The organism is Streptomyces sp. SID12501 (assembly GCF_010550245.1).
Taxonomy (GTDB): Bacteria; Actinomycetota; Actinomycetes; order Streptomycetales; family Streptomycetaceae; genus Streptomyces.
Genome location: NZ_JAAGLU010000899.1, coordinates 1 through 407, shown reverse-complemented (window position 1 = coordinate 407; position 407 = coordinate 1). Strand labels below are relative to the sequence as shown.

1 pseudogene is annotated in these 407 nt (G+C 75.7%); it reads left to right on the top strand.

The annotated features are described in order from the left end of the window. Window positions 1–407 (top strand): annotated as a pseudogene (locus G3I71_RS49045) (hypothetical protein); the annotation flags it as partial.

Sequence of the window (407 nt, the reverse complement as noted above, 5' to 3'; positions counted from 1 at the left end):
GCTCGGGTGCTACGTGCTGCTCGGGTTCTCCGCCTACGTCGACACCCCCATGGGCCGGCTCGCCCCGGTGCAGGAGCCGGGGATGAGCGGGGAGATGCCGGCGCTCTGGCTGGCCCCGGTGATCGCGGTGTGGGTCGGCGGCCCGGCCCTGGCGGCACTGGTTGCCTTCACCGCTCGGCGGAAACTGCTCACGTCGGCACCGCTGGTGGCGGCGGCCCTCGCGGCGACCGTACTGGTCCAGACCGGTGACGACGCCTGGCGCGCGGACCCGCGCGGCCGGCGGCTGGTCTGCGACGAGGGGACACCTCAGATCTGCGTGACCGAGCGCCACCAGAACCTGCTCGCCCCGGCCGGGGAGGCGCTGTCGGGACTGCGGGAACGGCAGGCGGGGGTGCCGGGCCTGCCCG